At 62.0% G+C, this 20,132-nt stretch carries 19 protein-coding genes and 1 pseudogene; 5 read left to right on the forward strand and 15 right to left on the reverse strand.

Features of this window, described 5'->3' with window-relative positions; all coding sequences use genetic code 11:
- Positions 1–68: 68 nt before the first annotated feature.
- The 4 genes from METAC_RS0110530 to METAC_RS0110545 all read right to left on the reverse strand — a co-directional run bounded on the left by METAC_RS0110530 (position 69) and on the right by METAC_RS0110545 (position 3,798).
- The gene (locus tag METAC_RS0110530; protein ID WP_026606999.1) at positions 69–965 is read right to left on the reverse strand and encodes a LysR family transcriptional regulator; all 897 of its coding nucleotides are present in this window, start codon (positions 963–965) and stop codon (positions 69–71) included.
- A 102-nt stretch (positions 966–1,067) separates the two neighbouring features.
- Entirely contained in the window at positions 1,068–1,943 is an 876-nt protein-coding gene (locus tag METAC_RS0110535; RefSeq protein WP_026607000.1) for an SDR family oxidoreductase, read from the reverse strand.
- Positions 1,940–3,208 carry a tRNA epoxyqueuosine(34) reductase QueG gene (gene queG, locus METAC_RS0110540; protein WP_084143968.1) on the reverse strand — a complete coding sequence of 423 codons (1,269 nt, stop codon included), beginning with the start codon at positions 3,206–3,208 and terminating at the stop codon, positions 1,940–1,942. Before queG ends, METAC_RS0110535 begins: the two co-directional genes overlap by 4 nt.
- A complete protein-coding gene (locus METAC_RS0110545) occupies positions 3,106–3,798 on the reverse strand; it encodes a glutathione S-transferase family protein (protein WP_026607002.1) in 693 nt (230 codons plus the stop codon). Before METAC_RS0110545 ends, queG begins: the two co-directional genes overlap by 103 nt.
- 264 nt (positions 3,799–4,062) lie before the next feature.
- Here METAC_RS0110545 and METAC_RS0110550 point away from each other — a divergent pair, with 264 nt between their 5' ends.
- A complete protein-coding gene (locus METAC_RS0110550; protein WP_026607003.1) occupies positions 4,063–4,944 on the forward strand; it encodes an EamA family transporter in 882 nt (293 codons plus the stop codon).
- A 50-nt stretch (positions 4,945–4,994) separates the two neighbouring features.
- On the opposite strand, the pseudogene METAC_RS27535 reads toward METAC_RS0110550, so the two are convergent.
- Positions 4,995–5,207, reverse strand: a pseudogene (locus tag METAC_RS27535) (transposase); the annotation flags it as partial.
- A gap of 187 nt (positions 5,208–5,394) precedes the next feature.
- On the opposite strand from METAC_RS27535, the gene METAC_RS26450 reads away from it, so the two are divergent.
- The gene (locus tag METAC_RS26450) at positions 5,395–6,099 is read left to right on the forward strand and encodes a hypothetical protein (protein WP_156898178.1); all 705 of its coding nucleotides are present in this window, start codon (positions 5,395–5,397) and stop codon (positions 6,097–6,099) included.
- Here METAC_RS26450 and METAC_RS0110570 read toward each other — a convergent pair.
- Positions 5,997–6,458, reverse strand: coding sequence for a hypothetical protein (locus tag METAC_RS0110570; protein WP_026607006.1), 462 nt, complete (start codon positions 6,456–6,458; stop codon positions 5,997–5,999). The two genes, METAC_RS26450 and METAC_RS0110570, sit on opposite strands and share 103 nt — an antisense overlap.
- Positions 6,459–7,097: 639 nt before the next feature.
- Between METAC_RS0110570 and METAC_RS26455 the strand changes: the two genes are divergently transcribed.
- Positions 7,098–7,886, forward strand: coding sequence for a hypothetical protein (locus METAC_RS26455; protein WP_156898179.1), 789 nt, complete (start codon positions 7,098–7,100; stop codon positions 7,884–7,886).
- Between the two features lie 303 nt (positions 7,887–8,189).
- Here the strand turns inward: METAC_RS26455 and METAC_RS26460 are convergent, their stop codons facing one another.
- The 4 genes from METAC_RS26460 to mog form a co-directional block, all read right to left on the reverse strand.
- Positions 8,190–8,567: a hypothetical protein gene (locus METAC_RS26460; RefSeq protein WP_156898180.1), complete on the reverse strand. Its 378-nt coding sequence runs from the start codon at positions 8,565–8,567 to the stop codon at positions 8,190–8,192.
- Between the two features lie 774 nt (positions 8,568–9,341).
- Positions 9,342–10,232, reverse strand: coding sequence for a transglutaminase family protein (locus METAC_RS0110585; protein WP_026607009.1), 891 nt, complete (start codon positions 10,230–10,232; stop codon positions 9,342–9,344).
- On the reverse strand, positions 10,229–12,745 hold the full coding sequence (locus tag METAC_RS0110590; RefSeq protein ID WP_156898181.1) for a circularly permuted type 2 ATP-grasp protein: 2,517 nt from the start codon (positions 12,743–12,745) through the stop codon (positions 10,229–10,231). Before METAC_RS0110590 ends, METAC_RS0110585 begins: the two co-directional genes overlap by 4 nt.
- Positions 12,746–13,294 carry a molybdopterin adenylyltransferase gene (gene mog, locus METAC_RS0110595; RefSeq protein WP_026607011.1) on the reverse strand — a complete coding sequence of 183 codons (549 nt, stop codon included), beginning with the start codon at positions 13,292–13,294 and terminating at the stop codon, positions 12,746–12,748.
- 354 nt (positions 13,295–13,648) lie between these two features.
- On the opposite strand from mog, the gene METAC_RS0110600 reads away from it, so the two are divergent.
- On the forward strand, positions 13,649–13,858 hold the full coding sequence (locus tag METAC_RS0110600) for a hypothetical protein (protein WP_026607012.1): 210 nt from the start codon (positions 13,649–13,651) through the stop codon (positions 13,856–13,858).
- A gap of 19 nt (positions 13,859–13,877) precedes the next feature.
- Here METAC_RS0110600 and METAC_RS0110605 read toward each other — a convergent pair whose 3' ends face one another.
- From METAC_RS0110605 to METAC_RS0110625, 5 genes are all read right to left on the reverse strand, one after another.
- Positions 13,878–14,690, reverse strand: a complete 813-nt coding sequence (locus METAC_RS0110605) for a sterol desaturase family protein (protein ID WP_245257464.1) — start codon at positions 14,688–14,690, stop codon at positions 13,878–13,880.
- 109 nt (positions 14,691–14,799) lie between these two features.
- Positions 14,800–17,421, reverse strand: coding sequence for an FtsK/SpoIIIE family DNA translocase (locus tag METAC_RS0110610; protein ID WP_026607014.1), 2,622 nt, complete (start codon positions 17,419–17,421; stop codon positions 14,800–14,802).
- Between the two features lie 132 nt (positions 17,422–17,553).
- On the reverse strand, positions 17,554–18,591 hold the full coding sequence (locus tag METAC_RS0110615) for a linear amide C-N hydrolase (protein WP_026607015.1): 1,038 nt from the start codon (positions 18,589–18,591) through the stop codon (positions 17,554–17,556).
- A gap of 211 nt (positions 18,592–18,802) precedes the next feature.
- Positions 18,803–19,006, reverse strand: coding sequence for a hypothetical protein (locus METAC_RS26465; RefSeq protein WP_156898182.1), 204 nt, complete (start codon positions 19,004–19,006; stop codon positions 18,803–18,805).
- Positions 19,003–19,407 (reverse strand): VOC family protein, encoded by a 405-nt coding sequence (locus METAC_RS0110625; protein ID WP_026607017.1) that lies wholly within the window; start codon positions 19,405–19,407, stop codon positions 19,003–19,005. Before METAC_RS0110625 ends, METAC_RS26465 begins: the two co-directional genes overlap by 4 nt.
- Before the next feature lie 345 nt (positions 19,408–19,752).
- Between METAC_RS0110625 and rpmB the strand changes: the two genes are divergently transcribed.
- Positions 19,753–20,043 (forward strand): 50S ribosomal protein L28, encoded by a 291-nt coding sequence (gene rpmB, locus METAC_RS0110630; RefSeq protein ID WP_026607018.1) that lies wholly within the window; start codon positions 19,753–19,755, stop codon positions 20,041–20,043.
- The last annotated feature ends 89 nt before the right edge of the window (positions 20,044–20,132 follow it).

Genomic DNA, 20,132 nt, shown 5'->3' on the forward strand with positions numbered 1-20,132 from the left:
ATCGAGCTCTGGGACAATCTCGCCAATATGTTCAGAAAAAAAGCGCCAGGCTGAACCAAAATCGCAGATCAGCCGCCAGCGAAGAGCTTCGCCTCGCGCGAGAATAAATCGACAATGAACTCGGACACCGCTTTCACCCGCGGAACCTTCGCCAGATCAGAGCGGATCAGCAGCCAGATGTCATGCGCGACGGGCAGCTCGCCGAAGGGAAATTCGACGAGGCTCGCGTCTCCGCTCGCCAAATAGCGGGGGAGAAGAGCGACGCCGAAGCCAGCGCGCGCGGCGGCGGCCTGCGAGGCTTGGCTATTGCTCCGAAATGAAAATCGAGCGTCTCCGAAGCGGCGCGCCATCCATGCCGCCTCGGCGGAGAAGCCGCTTTCCTCGTCGTAGCCGATGAGGGACGGCGGCTCGCCCGCGGCGAGGCGCTCCCGATATTGCGGCGAAGCATAAAACGCAAAGCCGGCGGAGGCCACGCGCTGCGCGATAAGGCCGCCATCTGCCGGACGGACGAAGCGCAAGGCGACGTCAGCTTCCCGTTTCGCCAGATTCAGGACCTTGGACTCGATGATGATCTCCAGGTCCAGCGAGGGATGGCGCTCGCGGACGTCGCCGAGCCGATCGACGAGAAATCCATCGGCGAGGACCCGCGACAGAGTCAGACGCACGCAACCGCTGACCTCGGCGCTTCGGCCGACCCGCCGCAAGACCGCCGCCGCCGCATCGTCCATGACATTCGCGGCCTCGAGCGCCGCGCGGCCGTCCGAGGTCAGGATATAGCCGTCGGCGCGCCGCTCGAACAGGCTCAGCTTCAGCGTTCGCTCCAGATTGGCGATGTGGCGCGCAACCGTGGCGTGGTTGACGCGTAAGGCGCGGGACACCGCCGACAGGCTGCCATGCCGCGCCAGCGCGGCGAAATAGCGGAGATCGTCCCAATTGAGCGAGGTTGAATCGGCTCGGTCACGCATGGCGAGACCTTAGCAAAGTTTCATGCAACCTTACAGCGAGCTATTCACAAAAGAAGCAACCTCTGCAGGCGGAGGCCGCGCCGAAAGAGGCGCGATCCTGCCTCACTCCCGCCCTTCCCCCGCCTCCCAGAGCGCCTCAAGTCCGACGCGATAGGTCGGATAGGCGAGCTCGACGCCCAGTTCTTCCTTCAGCTTCCGGTTCGCGGCCCTTTTATTCTCCGCATAGAAGCTGCGGGTGAGAGGCGTCATCTCCGCCGTCGCGACATCCTGCTCGGGCGGCGGCTCGATCCCCATCAGCATGGCCGCGAAGGTGACGACATCCTGCGGCGGCGCGGGCGCGTCATCGCTCACATTGAAGACGGCGTCGGGCCCTTCGTAAATCAAGGCGTGGGCTATGGCTCGGCTCACATCCTCGACGTGAATTCGGTTGAAGACCTGGTCCGCCTTAACCAGTCGGCGGGCGGTCCCGGCCTTGAGGCCCGCAAGCGCATTGCGCCCCGGCCCATAGATGCCAGCGAGACGCAGGATGCGGACCTTCTTGTCGGGGCTCTTGCCGATCGCCATCCAGGATTTCTCGGCTTGAAGCCTCGCTTGCGAACGCGGGGAGGTCGGCATCGGCGCGCTGGTCTCATCGACCCATTCGCCGCCCCGATCGCCATAGACGCCGATGGTCGAAAGATAGACGATCGTCTGCGGCCGCCGCAGCGCCGCGATCTTCTTGCCGAAGCGCGACAGGACGGGATCGACCGAGACCTCCGGCGGCGCCGACACAAGGAGAACGTCGGCGGCGGCGACGCGCTGGTCGATGGCTGGATCGGCGCCTTGAGGGCCGAAGAGGAGCGCCTCGATATTCTCCTCCGCGAGCGTCCGCGCCTTTTCGGCGCTGCGGACCGTGCCGCTGACCTCGTCGAAGGAAGAGCCGAAGCGGGTGAGGAAATGGCGCGCGCAATAGCCGAGGCCAAAGGCGAAAAGCTTCATGACAGCCGACTTTCCTTGGCGACATCCACGCCGTCGAGCGCGGCCGCCCATTCCGCTTCCACCGCCGGGTCCTTCTCACCCGCGCGCCAACGCAGCGCGATCTCGCTCAACCTGCTGCGCGACGCGAGCCGCGCGAGCGCCCAGACCGCCATGGCGCGCACGAGCGGCGAGGCGTCGCCGAGCCGGCCCTCGACCAAGGGGAGAAGCGCCGCGTCGCCGGAATTGCCGGCGGCGATCAGGAGATTGCGCGCAAATCGGGCGGAGCCCAGCCGCTTGATGGGCTCGCCGGCAAAGAACCGCCGAAAAGCGGCGTCGTCAAGGCGAAGCAAATCGGCGAGCGGCGGGGCGAGAAGATCCTCGCGCGGCTGAAGCTTCGCCTCTCTGGCTGCGGCCGCATATTTGTTCCAGGGGCAGACCGCGAGACAATCGTCGCAGCCATAGATCCGATTGCCGACGAGCGGCCGCAGCTCCGGCGCGATATGGCCTTTGTGCTCGATCGTCAGATAGGAAATGCAACGGCGCGCATCGAGCGCATAGGGCCGCGGAAAGGCCTTGGTCGGACATATGTCGAGGCAGGCGCGGCAGCTGCCGCAATGATCGCGCTCGGGCGCGTCCGGCGCGAGCTTCAGGGTCGTGAAGATCGAGCCGAGAAAGAGCCAGGAGCCGAAATCGCGCGAGACGAGATTCGTGTGCTTGCCCTGCCAGCCGAGCCCCGCCGCCTGCGCCAAAGGCTTTTCCATGACCGGCGCCGTATCGACGAAGACTTTGAGGTCCGCCGCCATGCCGGCTCCTTGCGCCGCGGCGACGAGCCAGCTGGCGAGCAACTTGAGCCGGCCCTTGATCAAATCATGATAATCGCGGCCGCGCGCGTAAACGGAGATATTGCCGGCTGATTGTTGCGCGAGCGTCGCCAAGGAATCGCCCGGCGGGCCGTAATTCATGCCGAGCATGAGGATGCTCTGAACCTCCGGCCAGAGCTTGCGCGGATCGCTGCGGCGCTCCTGCGTCTCCTCCATCCAATCCATATCGCCGGCCGCGCCGGACTGAAGCCAGGCCGCGAGGCGCTGAGGCGCCTCAGGAATGGCGCCCGGATGCGTGATTCTGCAAACATCGAAGCCGAGCCCCTCGGCTTTCGCGCGGATCTCTTCCGCGAAGGCCGAGGTCAGAAATCGAGATCCGCATAGACCGCCGTCGGGGCGAGGCCCGGCAGCCGGTCGGCGAGCAGGGAGCGGAAGGCCGGGCGCGACTTCACCCTGGCGTACCAGTGCTTCGCCGCTTCGTTCTCGTCCCATGGCACATCGCCCAGAAAATCGACGCAGGAGAGCTGCGCGGCGGCGGCGAGATCCGCGTGCGACAATTGCTCGCCGGCCAGCCATTTCCGGCCGCCCGCCAGATAGCCGATATAGCGCAGATGGGTGCGGATATTGGACCGCGCCGCGCGCACCAGCTCCATTTCCGGCGCGCCGCCGCCGCGTTCGCGCGGCATGAAACGCTTATAGACCTTTTCGGTGACGAGCCAATCGGTGACTTCGCGGAAGAATTTTTGGGAAAACCAATCGAACAGCCGGCGCACTTCCACCCGCGAGGCGGGGTCCTCCGGCAGAAGCCTGTGGCGACCCAAAGCGAGGCCGCGCGTCTCATCGAAATATTCGGCGATGGTCCCGGCCCCCGGCACCACAATGCCGCCCTGCTCTACCAGAACCGGCGTCTGGCCCGCCGGATCGAGGATCAAGAATTCGCGCCGGCGCTCATAGGTCTTTTCCTCGATGAGCTCGGGCGTGATGCCATATTCCCCCAAAAGCAGCCGGACGAAACGCGAATGCGGGCAGAGCGGATGATGATACAGGGTGATCATTCAGCGTCGCGCTCGTGAGGAAGGGGACTCTGCGGGATGTTTGAGGCTGAGCATGTCCCGAATAAAGTCGCTCGACTTTTTCGAGCGGGACCCGCGCCAACCCTTCGACGTTCAGAAAGCCGTGGGCGCAAGGAATCCCAACTTGAGGTAAAGGATTCGTTAAAGCGGCCGAGGTCGAGGCTGCGCGGCGCACATAGGCGGATGACGCATGCTTCGTCACATTCAGCTGCGCCGGAGAGGGCCTATCGATAGGGCGACGTCACAATGAAACCTCGCGACACGCTGTCGGCCCTTGTCGCCGCGCTTGCTCTGGGCCTCGCCTTTATCGGCATCAAGATCGGCGTCCGCGAGGCGCCGCCCCTGCTGCTGACAGCGCTGCGCTTCACCTTCGCCGCCGTCCCCGCAATCTTTTTCGTGGCCGCCCCGCCGGCGCCGGTCCGGCTCGTCGCACTCTATGGGCTTTTGATCGGGGTCGGCCAATTCGGCCTGCTTTTTTTTGCGATTGGGCGCGGGATGCCGGTCGGACTGGCGGCGCTGGTCGTCCAGCTGCAAGCCTTCGTGACGATCGCTCTGGCCTGGGTCCTTTTGGGCGAAAGGCCGAGCGGGGTTCAAATCGCCGCCGCGAGCCTGGCCCTCGCCGGCATTCTCGTCATCGGCTCCGCGCGGCTCGGCGGGGCGAGCCTTTGGCCTTTCCTGCTGGTGATCGCGGCGGCGATCTGCTGGGGCTGCGGCAATATCGTCGGCAAGCTCGCCGGCCGCGTCGACATGTTCGCCTTCACGATCTGGTCGAGCCTCGCCGCGCCTTTGCCGCTGCTGGCGCTCTCGATCTCCCTTGATGGGACGCGAACGTTCGAGGCGCTTTCGCATCCCAGTTGGACGCTTGCGCTTTGCGTGGCAGGGCTCGCCTATGGCGGCACGATTCTGGGCTTTGGCCTGTGGAGCAGGCTCTTGGCGCATTATCCTGCCGCTGAAGTCGCCCCTTTCGCGCTGCTTATCCCCGTCGTCGGCATGACGTGCGGATGGCTGATTTTCGCCGAGCCGCTCCGCCCTATCGAATTCGCCGGCGCGCTTTTGGTCATAGCGGGCTTGAGCTTCAATGTGTTCGGCAAGCGCCTCCTGGCCTATCGCTTCCGCCTGATCGGTTGAGGGCGCGTTCGCATGGCCGATGTAAAGACCGCAGGCTTGCCAGGCGGACGAAGGCTACGAAACCAGCGATAAGCTAGATTGAGATAGACTTCCTCGACCAGCCGCCGTTCGGATCGGACGCCATAGAGGTAGCCGACCAGCGGCATGCGGATCATAAGCTCGGGATCAAGCGAGGGTCGCCCCATGTTGCTGCAATAGAGCGCGAGCTTCCGCCGCACGTCGCTCGAATCGAGGACTTTGGCAATCTGCCGCGCGCAATATTCATATGCAAATGGGTAGATACTGGGGCTCGCCAGGGTCCACCAGCCCAGCCAGAGCAATTTTGGAAGCATGCCTTATCCAAGGGTCGACCGCTGATTGCCAGAAGTCAGCGTCGGGCAAGCGCTCCGCGCCATGTATTTGCAAGAGGGGCGACCGTTTGCTGTCGCTCATTTTATATGAGGTGTTTCGATGTCGATGGCTATTTCTGGATCGGGCGCGAACTCGTCAATCATGGATCTTTTTAAGCAGCGCCAGCAGGCGATGCAGGCGATGGAACAGGCGGTTGCGTCCGGGAATATGACCGCGGCGCAGCAGAGCCTAGCCACCATCCAGCAGGATTCGCAAAAAATTGATGGGACGTCGGGGGCTACCGCTCCGACTTCGGGCGCGAGCTCGGTCGGCGCGACGATACGGACCGATCTGACGAATCTGATGACCGCCGTGCAATCCGGCAACCTTAGCGATGCCCAATCCGCCCTCAAGCAAATTCAAACCGACCAGCAGGCGGCCTTCGCTGCATACAGCGGCGACGGCGGGAGCAGCGACCCCTGGTCATCGTCGCAGGCATCTTCGACATCCGGATCAAATTCAATCATGAACGATGTGCAGACGTTGATTTCCGATGCTCAATCCGGCGACACCGCTGGGGCGCAGCAAGCCGCGCAGGCCCTGACCCAGGACATTCAGTCACAGTTGAGCCAAAGTGGTCAGTCGGATTCGACGACAAGCGACTCAGCGGGCGCAAGCTCCACCAATACAACCAGCGCAACGCAGCCGCATCATCACCATCATCATTTTGCCGAGGCTGCGAACGCAAGCGCCACCACGAGCGTCGCGTCGACGACCTCCGCTAGCACCACATCGACGAACTCATCGGGCGCGTCAGGCGCATAGGGCCAAATCGGCGTCGAGACCACGGTGGCCTTGGCGTCATATTTGAAGTCGGCCTTGATCCGCTGCATCAGCTCGATCGCCCCCTCGAGGATCGGGCGCCCACGGGACAAACTCGCACGCGCATAATCGGCCGCCGGCTGAAAGCGTGGCGCGAACCGGCTCGGATGCAGGAAATGCGCGGACGAATCCTTATCGATCGAGACCGTGTCGAAGGCCTGCGCGCGCACGACGTCATAGGCCTCGGTCGCGGCGGCTACCTGCCTGTCGCCGTGCGTCCCGAAGCTCGCAAAGGCTATCTCGACACACTGGAGCGGGGCTCGCTCGCCGAGGATTTGCGCCCGTTCAAAACGTTCATGCACGAGCGGCTGGACCGGACCTTGGCGGAGTATTTGAGCGCCTTGCGAGAGGCGCGTCCCGAACCATGAGGCAAGCGCCTGCTTGCAATCGCAGATCGCCCTTCATCTCTTGGCGGCGAGTTTGGCGAGCGGATCAACCCTGTCAAGGACGCGAGCTTTGCTCGCGCCGGCACAGCCGGTGCTCCGCATCCTTGACAGGTTGAATCCGCCTCGCCTATCATGCCAACCATGAGATGAATGACGGACTCCGACTGTATCCGAGGGAGGGTCTACCGTCTTTCGGGGCGATCGATTCACTGAGTAATCCAGGTCTGAGATTCGCACCTAATATCTGCACAGCCTAAGTGATTGAATATTCGCCTATTCGGCATCGGTGCATAATTCTTGATTTACGCACACATCGACGCCAATCTAGGGCTTCTCTGACCGCTTCATCGCAAGTTCGATTTGAGGTCGCCTCGACCTCGCAATAAGCGCGATCTGACCCATCATCGGCATATACGGCGCAAAAATAATGAGCCACGGCGAAATATTGAGCGCAGGTAGGAGACTCCAGAACCAACATTCAGCCAACCGCCAAGAAGGCTACTAATAGAGCACGCATTCCCTCCATTTTGCAGCGTGTCCAGGGGGCGTTATTGCATGGGCGTGCGTAAAAGCGCAAGTTACACCCTTCTCACCAGATCAACTGAATTTGGGGAATGCCGGTTAAAGGGGGGGATTATGAAACGCGTTGCGATTGGTATCTTATGGCTAGGATACGGCACCTCTCATGCATTGGCTGAACAACCAAGCCGCGCTCCATTTTTAGAACAATTTACGCAACAGATAACCCCAGTTCCAGACTATCCACCATCGACTAATTGGTGGGTGGCTGCACGATCTTGTCATGCAGGAAGCGGCAGCACAGGGATTTCGACTGAAGTGCGTAATTACGGAGGCAATAATTGTGCAACTGCTGTAATTCATAAGAATAATAAAAATTATGCTGACAACATTAACGACGGGGGGCCGGTTGGTATTCCAGTGGCCGCAGACAGTGTTGTTGCCATCGCGTACGGCGCCTATCCATGCACTGGATTTTGTTTTACAAAAATGCTTCTTTACGGCATTGAGCCAAACGGCAATATCATTGTTGCCGCACCACTCGCTGAATCAATTGGACGACCTGCTGGACGACGCCGGGCAATTTATGTTGGAAGTAATTCGGTAGTCGTATCTAACCCTGACAATGGCGATGCTGGAAGAAGATACTGTTTTGACGGATCGGATTGGTATCAGGGAAATGGCCCCGGAAGTTGCGACATGACGCATCATTCCAGACTTACAAATTTACGGGGACCAGGAGATTCTTTTGTATATGTGCGAAACGACTATTATGGGAGTCCTTTTGAGAAGAAAGGCCATCCACACAGAAAGCATCGCAAATGAAACTGCGGGCTTAAGCTGTCCGAATTTTGGATTAACCTGGCGGGCGTCCAGCTTGCTGACCGGCTTACGTATAGTCACAGTGGGTTCGGCGCTTCCCTCAAACTTGCCATTTTCGAGCCGTTTTCGTGCGGTGCATAATTCTTGAATTATGCACCGCTGGTTGCGGGCATGTGAAGCGCCGCAATTGGTGACGGCGGATTTAACAGTCCTCGGTCGGTGCATAGCGGCGCATGAAGGTCCAGTGTGCCTAGATATGGGGACGCCCAGCGTCCCCAGCCAATCGCGCTCGTCAGCCGCTGAAAGCTATTGAGACCAACTATATAATTCTGCCCCTTGATCTGTTTCAATTTCTACCTCAATAACATTACAGTTATCGAAGAACAGCGACCACGACCGTCCAAATTTTAGAGGAATCGATGTTCTAGGTTTCCCTATTAAGCCATTTTCTAAGGTTGCACATTTGTCAATTTCCGGAATGTCACCAGTTTTACACAGCGGTGTAACCCATGCGAATTCAGATAATTCGCAATTTCCACGATTTACTTTGAAGGAGCTTATATTAATTAAGTCAGCAACTGATGTAATTTTGATTTCCTCTACTCCAAATTGGTTCGTAGATTTTTCAACTCTGAGTGGCAAATGATCCTGTTCATTTGCGTTAGTCGTAGCGATAGTTGCCATGACAACGTAACATAGAAGTGTTATTGCAACTCTCATATGTTACCTATATTGTTATTTAGCGTTTCTGGAATTCGCCTAGCGTAGTTCTTGTTTCTCTCGTGCGATCTCGGCCAAGCTGAGAAATTCTATAGGTGGAAGGCGCACTACTGCACGGTAGGGCTGTCTTAAGCATCGCACAAGCCCCAATACGGAACGCGGCACAGTGATTTAGAGGCTGTGCGTTTTTCTTGATTAACGCACCAAAAAAGCCCCGGCCAATTATGACCGGGGCTTAATAATTACTCAGACAACACCGCAGATGAAAAGGCCCGGTGTTGATCCTGCCCCTATTGTTTTACCTTGGTTTCCCGATAAAGTAGCCTCTTCTTCCGAGATCACTAATCACTTTATCAACTATAGCAGCGGCTTCTTCTGGCTTGAGTATAGGGCGGCGCGTTCGGTCGCTGTTGGAGGCGCTAGTTACGAAAAGAGCTTCGATGATTCGCTTAATCTCTTGGACATCCATCGGATCGATTTGATGCGCTATCATGATGACACAATGTATTTTTTGGTAATGAAATCTAGGATTACCAATAAATGGGCATGGCACGGGCAATCTTCAAGATGGCGCTGGTCGTCAAATCGGACATGGCAGAGACCTCGGCGAAGCCCCATCGATCTCACTGCACGCCGCCAACGAATGCAACAAAGCCAATGCGTCGTTGATGATAATATCAATCGGTCGCATAAGGCCCATTAGGGAACTTACGCCAGCGCTCAGACCGCCTCCCTCCCCTACGCCGCCGCAGGCTCCCGCGGCACCACATCGACCTGCACGTCCACATCCTGCTCGCGCGAGCCCAGGATGATCCCGGCCACGGGGGAAATGTCGGCGTAGTCGCGGCCTTTCGCGAGGATGATGTGGTCATTGCCGATCATCATATTGTTGGTTGGATCGAGTCCGACCCAGCCACAATCCTCGCCGCACCACACCTCGACCCAGGCGTGCATGGCGTCGGCGCCTTCGAGGCGCTTTTTGCCCGGCGCCGGAATGGTGCGGATATAGCCGCTGACATAGGCGGCGGGCAGGCCGAGGCCGCGCAGGCCCGCGATCATGATATGGGCGAAGTCCTGGCACACGCCGCGCCGCTTCTCGAAAGCCTCTGAGATCGGCGTCGAGACCACGGTGGCCTTGGTGTCATATTTGAAATCGGCCTTGATCCGCTGCATCAGCTCGATCGCCCCCTCGAGGATCGGGCGCCCGCGCGAGAAACTCGCACGCGCATAATCGGCCGCCGGCTGAAAGCGTGGCGCGAACCGGCTCGGATGCAGGAAATGCGCGGGAGAATCCTTATCGATCGAGACCGTGTCGAAGGCCTGCTCGCGCACGACGTCATAGGCCTCGGTCGCGGCGGCGAGCGGCGGACGCGGGCGATCGACGTCGATCGCGGTGCGCACCTCGACGATCAACTCGCGATGGGCGGTCGTAATCGTGAGCGCGCTCACGCGATTGCCGAAGAAGCAGGTCCGCTCGGTGATCTGCGCCGGCGCGGGATCGATGCTGAGTTCGCTCGAAAGCACTTTCTGCCCAGGCGAATCGTTCGGCAGGAGCCGCAAGGAGCAATGCGAATAGGTGACCGTCGAGCCATATTCATAGGTGGTCACATGGCGAATGTCGTAGATCACGCGAGCCCGCTCGATTTATCGGCCCGCGCGACATTGGGGCCTTGCAGAAAATAGCGCGCGGCGATCGCTTCGGCTAGATTCAGAAGGCTTTTCTCGAAATCGAGGATTTCCTCATTGGTGAGCTTGGCCGCGACCGCCGTCGCGATCTCGGCGCCGAGCTTGACGACGAGGCGCTTCGGCGCTTCGAGCATGCCGTCGTCGCTGAGCAGCGGCAGGTTCTCCAAATGCTCGTCGAGCCGCTCGACCTGAAAGGCGACGGAGCGCGGGTTGAACGGATCGAGCACGACCATGTCGCGCACCGTGCTGAGCGTCACGCCCATCAAATAGCGCGAGCGATAGGTGATCTGCGAATCGATGAGGTCGAGCAGCACGTCGAGATCGTCGGCGGGCGCGTCCTTGTTGGCGAAATGGCGGGCGAAGCGGCAGGCGTTGATGCCGCGCTCGACGCGCCGCCCGGCGTCGAACAGACGCCAGCCGGCGCCGCGGTTCATGTTTTCCTGGGCGAGGCCGGAGATGCCCGCGATCGTGCGCAAGGCGGCGTCGGCATGCTCGAAGGCCTCGGCCTCCGTGAGCATGCCCTTGCCATTGGTTTCCAAGGCGCGATTGACGTCGCCGATCAGCCGCCAGGCGTCGGGCGAGAGGCGCTCGCGAATGAAGGAAGCGGCGCGGCGGGCGTCGCGCACGAGCGACAAAGCCGAGCCGTAATCCTTCTCGCCATGGAGAGCGAGCGCGGTCAGTTTCATCGGATCGGAAGCCGAGGCGCCGGGCGCGGCGTGCCAGGTCACGAGCAGGCTCGCGAGCTTCGCAACCGTCCATCCCGAAGTCGGGGTTTGCGCATCCGCGTCGATCATGCGGCCAGCGAGGCAGCGGATCACGCGCAAGGTCGCTTCGGCGCGCTCGAGATAGCGGCCGAGCCAGAAGAGATTGTCGGCGGCGCGGCTCGGCAAATTGCCCATGATCCGGCGGATGCGGACCGTCTCGTCGGTCGGCAGCAAAGTGACCATCTCGACCGGCTTGTCGGCGAGCACCCAGACGTCGGCCGATTGCACGCCCTCGCCCATAGAGACGGCGCGGGCGTCGGCGCGGTCGGAGATGCGGCAGAAGCCGCCGGGCATGATTTTCCAGCCATTGGGCGTGCGCGCCGCATAGACGCGCAGAACGAAGGGCCGGGGAATGAGCCTTCCGTCGCGCCAGACCGGCGTGGTCGAAAGATTGACGACCTCCTGGCCGACGAAGTCGACGCCGCGCTCGTCGATGGCGGCGACGAGCCTGCGCCGGTCCTCCGGCGTGAGCGCCGCGCCAATGACCGGCTGATTGCGCGGAAAGCGCAGGACCGGATTGCCGAAGGCGCCGGCGATGGCGAGCTCCTCGATGTCGCCGATGACCGAGCGGCGCTCCTGCTGCTGCCCGCACCACCACGTCGCGATATTCGGCAGGCGGAGGTCCTCGCCGAGCAATTTGCGGCAGAGCTTCGGCATGAAGCTCATCATGACCGGCGCCTCTAGGACGCCCGAGCCCAAGGCGTTGGCGAGGACGACCCCGCCCTCGCGCAAGGCGTCGACGAGGCCCGGCACGCCGAGATGGGAGCGGGCGTTGAGCTCGAGCGGATCGGCGAAATCGCTGTCGATGCGCCGCCAGATGACGTCAGCACGCTTCAGCCCCGCTATGGTGCGGACGTGAACCTTGCCGTCGCGCATGGTGAGATCGCCGCCCTCGACCAGCAGAAAGCCGAGATAGCGGGCGAGATAGGCCTGCTCGAAATAGGTCTCGTTGAACGGGCCCGGCGTCAGCAGGCAGATGCGCGGGTCGGAGCGCTGCGCCATCGAGGTCAGGCCGAGCTTGAACGCCTGGAAGAAAGGTGCCAGGCGCTCGACATACATGTCCCGATAAAGGGCCGGAAAGGCGCGCGAGAGAACGAGGCGATTGACCAGCGCATAGCCCGCGCCGGAGGGGGCCTGGGCCCGGTCGCCGAGCACCCACCAGCGGCCGTCCGGACCGCGGCCGATGTCCGCCGCGTAAATATGCAGGAACTTGCCGCCCGGCGGCTTCACGCCATGCAGCGGATGAAGAAAATCGGGGCAGCCGGTGACGGCGGCGGCGGGCAGGTCTCCAGCCGCGAAGAGCCGCCCCTCGCCGTAAATATCGGCGAGAATTTCCTCCATCAGCTCGGCTCGCTGCTCGACGCCCTCGGCGATTTCGCGCCAATCGCCGGCCTCGATCAACAGCGGGACATGGGAGAGCGGCCAGGCCCTTTCGTTCGAATCGCCGTAGATCCGATAGGAGACCCCGGAATCGCGAATATGGCGGTCGGCGGCGGCGAAGCGGCGGCCGATGTCGTCCGCGCCGAGATCGGTGAGGAAATCGAGATAGCGCAGCCAATGCGCGCGGGGGCGGCCGTCGGCGCCGATGAACTCGTCGGGAATTCCAGGCAGCGGCTGGTAATCGGAAACAAGCGCCGTGAAGCGCTCGGCGGCGGTCAGCTCCTTCGTCATCGTGTCGGTCGCGCCAATCATCTATTGCTGCTTCGGCCGGAACGATTTCAGGATCGCCGCATCCGTCTCGAGATAGGCGGCGCCGATGAGGTCGAGACAATAAGGCGTCGCCGGAAAAACGGCGTTGAGGCAAGTTTCGATCGAAGCAGGCTTTCCCGGCAAATTAATGACGAGGCAGGCGCCGCGATGCGCCGCGATCTGACGCGACAGGATCGCTGTCGGAACTTGCTTCAGGCTTTCCTGCCGCATGAGCTCGCCGAATCCCGGCAGCTCGCGCGGAGCGGCGGCGAGCGTGGCCTCGGGCGTCTGATCGCGCGGAGCAGGCCCCGTGCCGCCGGTCGTCAGGATCAAATCGCAATGCGCGTTGTCAGCGAGGTCGATCAAGGCGTCCCGCACGGAGTCGAACCCGTCCGGGATGATCCGGCGGACGATATGAAACGGGCTCGTCAGGATGCGGGTCAGATAGGCGATGATCGCCGGCCCGCTTTCGTCCTCGTAGAGGCCGACGCTGGCTCGGTCCGACACGGTGACCACGCCAATGGTCGCCGCGCGCCTGGTTTCCTCCGCCATGCCCACCCTTTACGCAAAACTCTTGGCCTCACGGCGCAGGTGCAAAAATCTCGCCTGGACCCCTGGACGCGACTCGACGCGGCCAATCTCCGCGAGCTCTGGCTGACCAGCGCCCTTTCTGCTCAATTTCTAAGCGTAAAGGATCGGAGAGGATTTTGAAACCGCCGCGCGCAGAGCTTTGGCGCAATCTTCCCACGATCCGCCGGAATTGCGTCCTGTTTCAATCGACGCGCAAATATTTTAGGTCCGTCGCCTCGGGAAATGACGGCATTTATGGTTCCGCCCCGGCGGTTCTGCTTATGCGGAACTGGATTTGCATTGCTCACAGGCCGGCGCCGCCTGGAGAGACGAGCCATGCCCTATTATCTCTATGAAATTCCAGCGCGAAAATATCGCGAGGAGCGCAATTGGCCGTCCGAGAAGGAGGCCCGCAGCGCGATCAAGCATGTCGCCCGGCGGGCAATCGCCGAAGGAGGCTCCAAGGAGGATATGATTTCAGTCAGCGCGGTGAAGACCGGCGAAAAGCTCTTTGAAGGGACCGTCGGCGCGGCCGCCAATCCCTAAACCGGGCGCCGGCGGTCGCTCAGGCCTCCGCCGGGTGAGGCTCGCTTTGCGCGCCTACCTTGTCCCAGCGGGTCGAAAAGACCGTATCGCAAATGCCGGGGCTGCCGAAGCCGTCGCTGAAGCTGACATTGCCACGGCAGTGATGCTCGCCATGGGCCTTGCTCGAGGCCAAGGCGGCGAGCGCGTTCATCAGGCGCAGCCTGACGCCGGTCAGGCCCTTTCGCGGCAGGGCGAGGGAGAAATCATAGCCGGAATGCTCGTAAAGCCCGCCGATCGCGCCGAGGGCCGCAACGATCATATGGAAGGAAATATCGGCCCCGGCCCCGACCAGAATCAACGGGATCAAATAGGGAAGGACGATCTCGAGGAAGAAATCGGCCGAGGTCATGTAGCAGGCGCTGACGCCTTTGCTGGCGCCTGTCGAATGGTGCAGGCTGTGCCCGAGCGTTCGAAAAAGGCTCGGCCTATGCAAGATGACGCGATGGGCGACATATTGGACGACGTCATGCCCGACGCCCATGAGCAGGAAGGCGGCGAGAAAATGCCACAGGCTCATATGCGGCGCGCCGACGAAAGCGAGTCCGAAATATTGCGCCGCGACCATGGCCGGCAGCAAGACGAAGACCTGATTGACGAGCACGCGCGGCAAAAGCGCGCCATAGCTCAGGCGATCGACGTCGCGGACTTTGCAGGCGCGGAATTTTTTGGTCCGGTCGCACCATTCGAGCCAGAGCCCGACGCCGTGATAGGCCGCCATTTGGGCGAGCCAAGCCAGAACCGAAAGAGGCAGCCACAAAGGCAAGGAGCCGCTTGCGTCGCTTGCTGAAATCACGTTTGAAAAATCCTGTCTTGCGTCAATCGAGCGGCCTTGATCCTACTGTTCCGGCGCGGCCTGGGCAAATAGGCGCATCGTCGCGCCCGAACGCGGCCATGTCTCGCGCTTATTCGCCGGAGGCGAGGTCGAAGGCGCCGCGATCAACGCCGCCGCCGACCAGGATCGTGCGCTTGCCGGAATGATTCGGGGCGCTGACGACCCCCTCCTGCTCCATTCGTTCGACCAGCGAGGCCGCCTTATTATAGCCGACCGACAGGCGGCGCTGAATATAGCTCGTCGAGCATTTGCGATCGCGCAGGACGATATTCACGGCGCGATCGTAAAGATCGCCGGCTTCTTCGGCGTCCATGCTTCCCGGCGCGGCCGCCTCGCCCTCGTCGCTCTCGCCCGGCTCCTCCTCGGTGATCGCGTCGAGATAGTCGGGCTGACCTTGCGCCTTCAAATGGGCGACGACCTTCTCGACCTCGCCGTCGGCGACGAAGGGGCCATGGACGCGCGAGATGCGCCCGCCGCCCGCCATGTAGAGCATGTCGCCTTGGCCGAGAAGCTGCTCGGCGCCCTGCTCCCCGAGAATCGTCCGGCTGTCGATCTTAGAAGTGACCTGGAACGAGATGCGGGTCGGAAAATTCGCCTTGATCGTGCCGGTGATGACATCGACCGAGGGCCTTTGCGTCGCCATGATGAGGTGAATGCCGGCGGCGCGCGCCATTTGGGCGAGGCGCTGGATGGCGCCCTCGATGTCCTTGCCGGCGACCATCATCAGATCGGCCATTTCGTCGACGATCACGACGATGAAAGGCAGGACCGAAAGCTCCATCGCCTCGTGCTCGTAGATGGCCTCGCCGGTCTCGCGGTCATAGCCCGTCTGGACCGTCCGCATGATGGTCTCGCCCTTCGCGGCAGCTTCCGTGACGCGCGCGTTAAAGCCCTCGATGTTGCGGACCCCGACCTTGGACATCTTCTTGTAGCGGTCCTCCATCTCGCGGACCGCCCATTTCAGCGCCACGACGGCTTTCTTCGGGTCGGTGACGACCGGCGTCAGCAGATGCGGGATGCCGTCATAGACGGAAAGCTCGAGCATTTTCGGATCGACCATGATCAGGCGGCACTCCTCCGGCCGAAGCCGGTAGAGCAGCGACAGGATCATGGTGTTGATGGCGACGGACTTGCCCGAGCCGGTGGTGCCGGCCACGAGAAGATGCGGCATGCGGGCGAGATCGACGATGATCGGCTCGCCGCCGATCGTCTTGCCGAGCGCGATCGCCAGCCTATGTTTCGACTGCTCGAAATCCTCCGAGCCGAGCAATTCGCGCAAGAACACCGTCTCGCGGCGCTGGTTCGGCAGCTCGATGCCGATCGCATTACGTCCCTGGACGACGGCGACGCGCGCCGAGATCGCCGACATGGAGCGGGCGATGTCGTCGGCGAGCCCGATGACGCGCGACGATTTGATGCCGGGCGCCGGCTCGAGTTCGTAAAGCGTGACGACCGGCCCCGGCCGAACATTGATGATTTCGCCCTTGACGCCGAAATCCTCGAGCACGCCTTCGAGCAATCGCGCGTTCTGGCTGAGCGCGTCCTCGGAAACCTTGTTCGCGATCGGCTTTTTCGGCTCGGCGAGCATGTTGAGCGGCGGCGCGAGATAATCCTGCCGCGCCGCGCGGTCGAAGGTGCCGCGCCGCGCCTCCTTGATCGCGCGCTGGCCGGGCTTGACCGGCGCAGGCGCCGGCCCGATGACCCTGCGACTGGGGCCGCGATCGAGCCCCGGTTCGGCGAAGAGCTCGCCTCCCGACTCCCTCGCGGCGGCGCGGGCGGAAGGCGGCGCATAGGCCACAGCGTCGAAAGCTGGCTCGACAGGCAGGGGTTCCGGCCATTGCAACGGCTCGACGGCGAGATCGATCGGCCGATCGAAGCCGCTTTCGCTGCGCTCGGCCGGCCGGCCCCATACGGTCTGCGCCCGACTTTCCCGCTGCGCTCGCCAACGCGCCAATCCGCGCGCGAAGGCTCCCTTGAGCGTGAGGCCGGCATGGATCAAAGCGCCGATCGAGACGAGCGCGAGGCCCGGCTCCCCCGCCGCGTCCTCGTCTTCCGACATGGCGCGCGCGCTGCGCCGCGGCTTCGGCTCGTCGATATCGTCGTCATCCTCGTCGAGATCGGAATCGGCATAATTGCGAAGGCCGACGCAAGCCGACAGCGAGAGGATCGCCGCGGCCGCCAAGCATCCCGCGACGACGAGCATGCCGGCGCCGAAATGCGCGAAAAGCCGGTTGGGGATGAAGAGAATGGCGTCGCCGACAACCCCGCCTAGGCCCGTCGGCAAGGGCCATTTCGCGGTGACCGGAAGCAATGAGGCGAGCCCTGCCGAAAAGACGCCGCCGGCGAGCCACAAGACCGCTCTCGTCTTCACCCTTTCGAGGCGCCGGGCGGTCAAAAGCCGATATCCCCAAAGCCCGAGCGGAAGCAGAAGCGCGATCGCGGCGAGACCGAGCATCTGCATGATCAAATCGGCGACGGCTGCGCCCGGCGCGCCGAGCAGATTCCGCACCGGTCCGGCGGTCGCATGATTGAAGCTCGGGTCGGTGACCGACCAGGTCATCAGGGCCAGGGCGGTCGCAGCGGCGACCCCGATCAGGCCGAGGCCGGCAATCTCCGCGCCCCGGCGCGCGACGAAGATGCGCAACGACTCGGGAATATGGTCGAAAACGGTGAAAGTGGAGGTCGTCCGCATCAAATCCCGCCGCGTCGCGCCGAATAAAGCTGAAGCTAGCAATGCGCGGTTAACGGGGCTTTAACCTTAAAAGCGCCGCGGAAGATCGCCGTGACCGCCGGCCGCGTCAAAGGCTTCCGCGGGTGGATGCCTTCAATGCGGTTGCTTGCCCGCCTCCGGCTGAAATCCGCGCCCGACGTTTCCCACAAGGGCAGGATTTTTCGGGTCGAGCACAAGGACCGGCCGCCCGCTCGAGAAGTCCAGGCTCTTCAAATCGGCCCAGATGACGTTCGGATTCTGGGTCAAGCCGAAATAATAGACCTCGTTGGTCAGGTCGGCCGCCGAGATCCACCAGGTCGGATAGGTTCCGCCCAAGCCGCCGTCATAAGGCGCGCCAAAGGGCACGGCGACATTGTGGATGATCTGGAACATGAACGCGGCGCCCTGCTCCGGGTCCTTGGGCTGAGGCAGATATTTCAGGAAATATTGGGCTCTCACGAAGCGCTGGATCGATTCGATATTGCCCGGAATCGGCTTCTTGCCGCCAAAGGTCTCGTATTGCTTGAGCTTCTTCATGGCGAGCTCATAGGGCGGGTCGTTCGTCATCACCTGGTATTGCGGGCCATGATGCACGACCAACTTGCCCTTGACGAACTCGATGATGGCGGAATCGCCGCTCGGGTCCTCGAGCGCGATATGCGTGCCAAGAAGCTTGCCGTGCAAGGGAATCGGAACCACCTGGACGGCCTCGAGCGCTTTCAGCGCCTCGGCGACCGTGGCGCTATTGTCGAGCAAATATCGAAGCATCATCGTGTAGGAGACGCCGGGGCGCTGATCGCGCGTCTCATATTGGGTCGCCTGCAGATAAAGCACGTGTCCGGTCAGCCCCTTCTCGTTCATGCCGTCGAGCGCGGCGTCGCCATAATTGACGCCAAGGACGATGAGACTGCCGAAGCGCGACGACCATTTCACCGGACGATCGACGCCGCCCTCCATCGCAAGCCCGCGCGGATAAATGGCGAGCTTTGGATCGATGAGTTCGTCCCAATCCATCGAGCGGCCGGCGAAGACGCCTTGGCTATCGGTCTTCCACGCCACGCGCGAGCAAGCCCGCGCCGCATGATCGAGCAAAGACGGCAGCGCGAGCGCCGAGACCAAGAGAAAGAGCGCCTTGCCTAAGCGTGACGTCATGCCAACCTCCATGCGGCTTCGCCCGGCGCCGGCGCAAAAAATTTTCGCTCTTCGCGGACCGCCGGTCGCCGAGATTCTTGCGCGCTCCAGACATAGCGCGCATTGCTTTACGTCAATCGACATTCGTCAGATGATCGCCCGCAAGACGAAAATCGGGCGATCTCCTAATCCCTGGACGAAGGCTTCGCTGAATCGGCTAATATTCGTGCTTTCAACGATCGTATCGCAGCCCCATAGCTGCATATGAACGGCGATACTCGCCGTTCATACGACTCCGCCGAAGACATGGACGCGCCAGCGCGTCTTTTTTCGTGAGCGCCGCGCCTTGAACGTGACGCGCCTGACGGTTAAAGAACGCGCGCGCCATTATTTCAACTTCGCCGCGCGCCTGCTGCTCGCCAAAGCGCTGCGTCACGCCGCTCGCCTGCGCTCTCCCTCTCGATCGACCGGCGTCGGCGTAGTCACCTCGATGAAATAGCCGCCCTTCGCCTTGAAATAAAAGGTCCAGGCGCCGTGGTAATCGCGCGGCGCCGGCGCGTCCCAGCCGTCGGCGACGAGGCGGATGTGCATGGCGTCGACGGCTTCACGCGTCTCTTGGATGAAACCGATGTGAAGCACGTCGGAATCTTCGGGATAAGCGAAGCTTCCGCGCTTGCGAGGGAGGTTGCTGAGGACAAGCACAACGCCGTCGTCGTCTTCCATCACGACCATTCCCGCGCCGCGCGCGATGAGGCAGCGAAGGCCGAAATAGCGTTCGAACATGGCCCGGTCGGCCGGAACGTCGATACTAGGGAGATTGACATGATTCAGCTTCATGGACGCACCTTTCCTGTTGATGGAAAGGACGCGCTGGAAGCTGGCTCGCCCGATTTGAGCGCGCAAAGCAGCCTGAACGAGCGCAAAAGGCCACCCGGACTACCAACCGGGCTGTGGATTTTGCGCGTCCACTTTCTATATCGCAAGCTCCGCCGCGCCTGTCAACCGTACCTAATAGTCTCGTTAATGTGTCAACAGGCCCGCGCCCAATCTTGACGCGGCGGCCTCGCTCGACTATCAGGCTGACTTTCCAAACGGCCGGCAAGGGCGGGTAGCGGGGCGCGAGCTTCGCCGGGGCGTCCTGTCGGCGACACGCTCTTTATTTTGGATTGCAAAGGAAAACCCATGTCCCGCCGTTGCGAACTGACCGGCAAGGCCGTCCAGACCGGCAATCTGGTCAGCCATTCGAACCACAAGACGCGGACGCGCTTCCTGCCGAACCTCTGCAATGTCACCTTGATCTCGGACGTCCTGCAGCGAAAGCTCCGTTTCCGCGTCTCGGCAGCGGCGTTGCGTTCGGTCGAGCATCGCGGCGGCCTCGACGCTTTTCTCGCCAAGGCCAGCGACGCCGAACTTTCGTCTGGCGCGCTTTCCATCAAGCGCGAGATCGCCAAGAAGCAGGCGGCGAGCGCCTAGGACCATAAGAGCGTAAGGGCGCGTCAGCGGCCCCTTCGCCTTCAGCTGGCGCCTTCGACTCGTAAAGCGAACGGCGCAAGCCTATATCG

The organism is Methylocapsa acidiphila B2 (genome assembly GCF_000427445.1).
Taxonomy (GTDB): Bacteria; Pseudomonadota; Alphaproteobacteria; order Rhizobiales; family Beijerinckiaceae; genus Methylocapsa; species Methylocapsa acidiphila.